Source organism: Dactylosporangium darangshiense (genome assembly GCF_039537565.1).
In the GTDB taxonomy this organism is placed as follows: Bacteria; Actinomycetota; Actinomycetes; order Mycobacteriales; family Micromonosporaceae; genus Dactylosporangium; species Dactylosporangium darangshiense.
Genome location: NZ_BAABAT010000141.1, coordinates 1 through 3895, shown reverse-complemented (window position 1 = coordinate 3895; position 3895 = coordinate 1). Strand labels below are relative to the sequence as shown.

Annotated in this window: 1 protein-coding gene; it reads left to right on the top strand. The window is 72.2% G+C overall.

The genetic code is table 11. The features are described 5' to 3' along the window. Positions 1–227: 227 nt before the first annotated feature. A partial coding sequence (locus tag ABD901_RS58160) for an amino acid adenylation domain-containing protein (protein WP_345144904.1) occupies positions 228–3895 on the top strand: 3668 nt, incomplete at its 3' end.

The following is a 3895-nucleotide window of genomic DNA, read 5'->3' as shown; positions in this document are numbered from 1 at the left end:
ATGTGGTGGATCGGTGGGGTGGTCAGGTGCCGGTTGGGGTGCCGGGTGAGTTGTGGATTGGTGGTGCTGGTGTCGCGCGGGGTTATTACGGGCGGCCGGGGTTGACGGCGGAACGCTTTGTTGCGGATCCGTTTGCTGGTGATGGTGGGCGGTTGTATCGGACTGGGGATGTGGTGGTGTGGCGGCCGGATGGGCGGCTTGAGTTTGTGGGTCGGGCTGATGCGCAGGTGAAGGTGCGTGGGTTCCGGATCGAGCCGGCGGAGATCGAGGCTGTGTTGCGTGACTGTGCGGGGGTTGCTGCCGCGGTGGTGGTGGCGGTTGATGGGCGGCTGGTGGCGTATGTGGTGCCGGATGGTGAGGCTGTGTTGTCGGTGGTGGGGTTGCGGGGTGTGGTGCGGGAGCGGTTGCCGGAGTACATGGTGCCGGCGGTGTTTGTGGAGTTGGTGTCGTTGCCGTTGAACGCGAACGGGAAGGTGGATCGGGGAGCGTTGCCGGCGCCGGATGCGGGTCGGTTGGATCTGGATGACGAGTACGTGCCGGTGTCGTCGGTGACCGAGGAGCTGCTGGCGGGGGTTTGGGCGGAGTTGTTGGGGGTGGAGCGGGTCGGGGCGGTCGACAACTTCTTCGCTCTTGGTGGGCATTCGTTGTTGGCGACCCGGGTGGTGTCACGTATCCGGGCGGTCTTGGATGTTGAGGTGCCGGTGGCGGCGTTGTTCGACGCGCCGACCGTGGCCGGCCTCGCCGCCGTGATCGCCGACCTGACGCCGGGCGTGGTTGTGCCGCCGATCGTGCCCGTGGGCCGGGATGCGCCGCTGCCGTTGTCGTTTGCGCAGCAGCGGCTGTGGTTCCTGGCCCAGCTGGAGCCGGACTCGGCGGAGTACAACCTGCCGATGCCGATCCGGCTGGAGGGGGCCGTCGACGTCGACGTTCTCGCCGGTGTGCTCGGCGCATTGGTGGCAAGGCACGAGGTGTTGCGGACGCGGCTGGTGGCCGGTGTGGACGGCGTGCCGTATCAGGCGATCGATCCGGCGCCGGAGCGGTTCGAGCTGCCGGTCGTGGATGTGTCCGGGGCGCCGGGCGGGGTCGAGGCGTGGCTGGACGCGGATGCGGCGGTGCCGTTCGACCTGGCGGCTGGGCCGTTGTTCCGGGCGACGCTGCTGCGGGTGGCGTCGGACGAGCATGTGCTGGCGTTGGCGATGCACCACGTCGTCGGCGACGAGTGGTCGGGGGAGATCCTGCGCCGGGAGTTCGACTCCCTGTACGCCACGGCGGACCCCGGCCGGCTCCTGTCGCTTCCGGTGCAGTACGCGGACTTCGCCGTCTGGCAACGGCAGTGGCTGACCGGCGAGATCCTCGAGGGCCAGCGCGCGTACTGGCGGGAGACCCTGTCCGGTGCGCCGACGCTGGAGCTGCCGACCGACCGGCCGCGCCCGCCGGTCCGCTCGGCCGACGGGGCGTACATCGAGTTCGCGATCCCGGCGGAGGTCGCCGGCGGCCTGCGGGCGGTGTCCCGTACGGCCGGGGTGTCGATGTTCATGGCGGTGTTCGGGGCGTTCAACGTCCTGCTGAGCCGGTACTGCGGCCAGGACGACATCGTCGTGGGCACGCCGATCGCGAACCGCAACCGGGCCGAGATCGAGGGCCTGATCGGTTTCTTCGTCAACACGCTGGTGCTGCGCACCGACCTGTCGGGCGACCCGACGTTCGCCGAGCTGCTCGGGCGCGTCCGCACGGGGACCTTGGCGGCCTACGCGAACCAGGACGTGCCGTTCGAGCAGCTGGTCGACGACCTCGACGTGGACCGGGACCGGTCCCGCACGCCGCTGTTCCAGGTGCTGTTCAACTATGTGACCGACGGCGGCGCGGAGCCCGGCGCGAGCGAGCAGCCGCGGCCGATGCCGGTGAAGTTCGACCTGGCGGTGACGCTGGGCGAGGCCGGCGCCGGGCTGGCCGGGTCCGTGCACTACAGCACCGCGTTGTTCGACACCGATCGGATGCTTCGGCTGATCGGGCACTTCCAGCGGGTGCTCGCCGCCGTCGGCGCCGACGCCGGCGTGCGGCTGTCCGCGGTACCGATGCTGCGTGATGCGGACACGTCGGCCCTGGCGTCGTGGAACGACACGCACACCCCCGTGACGTGGCCGGGCGGGGTCCTGGAACAGTTCGCGGCGCAGGTGGCCGCCAACCCGGACGCGCCCGCGGTGGTCTGCGGCGCGGCCTCGCTGCGCTACGGCGAGCTCGACGCACGGGCGAACCGGCTGGCCGGGCACCTGACCGCGCTGGGCGTGCGGCCGGAGTCGGTGGTGGGCGTATGCCTGCCGCGCGGGCTCGACCTGGCGGTGGCGCTGCTGGCGGTGTGGAAGGCCGGCGGGGCGTACCTCCCGCTGGACCCGGACTATCCGCCGCAGCGGCTCGCCGAGCTGGTCGCCGACAGCGGCGCCCGGGTGGTGATCGCCGGCGCCCCGTTCCCCGCCACCGCCGCCGCGCTCGTGCGCCTGGACGATCCCGCGACCCGCGAGGCGATCGAGGAGCGGCCGGCGACCCGGACGGCGGCGCCCGCGGCGCCCGCGCAACTGGCGTACGTGATCTACACGTCCGGGTCGACCGGCCGGCCCAAGGCGGTGTTCTCCGAGCACCGCGGGCTGGTCAACCGGGTGTGGTGGATGCAGCAGCGGTACCACCTGAGCCGCGGCGAAAGGATCCTGCACAAGACGCCGATCACCTTCGACGTGTCCGTCTGGGAGCTGGTGTGGCCCCTGACGGTCGGCGGGTGCATGGTGATGGCCGAGCCCGGCCGGCAGGGCGACGTCGACTACCTGGTGGGCCTCGTCGAGCGGTCCCGGGTCAACGTGATGCATTTCGTGCCCTCGCTGTTCCACGAGTTCGTGCGGCACGCCTGGGCGGCCCCGATGCGGTCGCTGCGGCTGGTGGTGTGCAGCGGCGAGGCGTTGTCGGGCGCGGACGTGGCGGAGTTCTACGCCCGCCACGATGACGCTGTGGTGGAGAACCTCTACGGCCCGACCGAGGCTTCGATCGACGTGTCGTACTGGCGGTGCGCGCGCCCGGGCGACGCCGCGGCGGCGGTGCCGATCGGCGCGCCCCTGTCGAACATCCGGCTCCGGGTGCTCGACCGCTTCCTCCAGCCGGCTCCGGCCGGGGTGGCCGGGGAGCTGTACATCGGCGGCACGGGCCTGGCCCGCGGCTACGGCGGACGGCCCGAGCTGACCGCCGAGCGGTTCGTCGCCGACGCGGCGGCCGGGGACGGCAGCCGGCTGTACCGCACCGGCGACCTGGCGTCGTGGCGGCCCGACGGGCAGGTGATGTACCTGGGCCGCGCGGACACCCAGCTGAAGGTGCGCGGGTTCCGCATCGAGCCCGGCGAGATCGAGGCCGCGCTGGTGGCGCACCCGGGCGTGGCCGCGGCGGCCGTGGTCGCCGACGGGCAGGACGCCGGCCGGCGTCTGGTCGCTTATCTGGTACCGGCGCAAGCCGAGGACGGCCTGCCGGCGCTCGAGGCGTTGCGGGACTGGGTCGGCGCGCGGCTGCCGCAGTACATGGTGCCGGCGATGTTCGTCGAGTTGGCGGCCCTGCCGCTCAGCCGCAACGGCAAGCTCGACCGCAAGGCGTTGCCGGCGCCCGATGCCGCGCGGATGGGGCCGGGCACAGGTTACGTGCCGCCGCGGTCGGCGGTCGAGGAGGTGTTGGCCGGGCTCTGGGAGCAGCTGCTGGGCGTCGAGCGGGTGGGCGTGTTCGACAGCTTCTTCGCGTTGGGTGGGCATTCGTTGTTGGCGACGCAGGTGGTGTCGCGGGTGCGGGCGGTGTTCGGGGTTGAGGTGCCGGTGGCGGCGTTGTTCGATGCGCCGACGGTGGCGGGTCTGGCTGGGGTGGTTGCGGC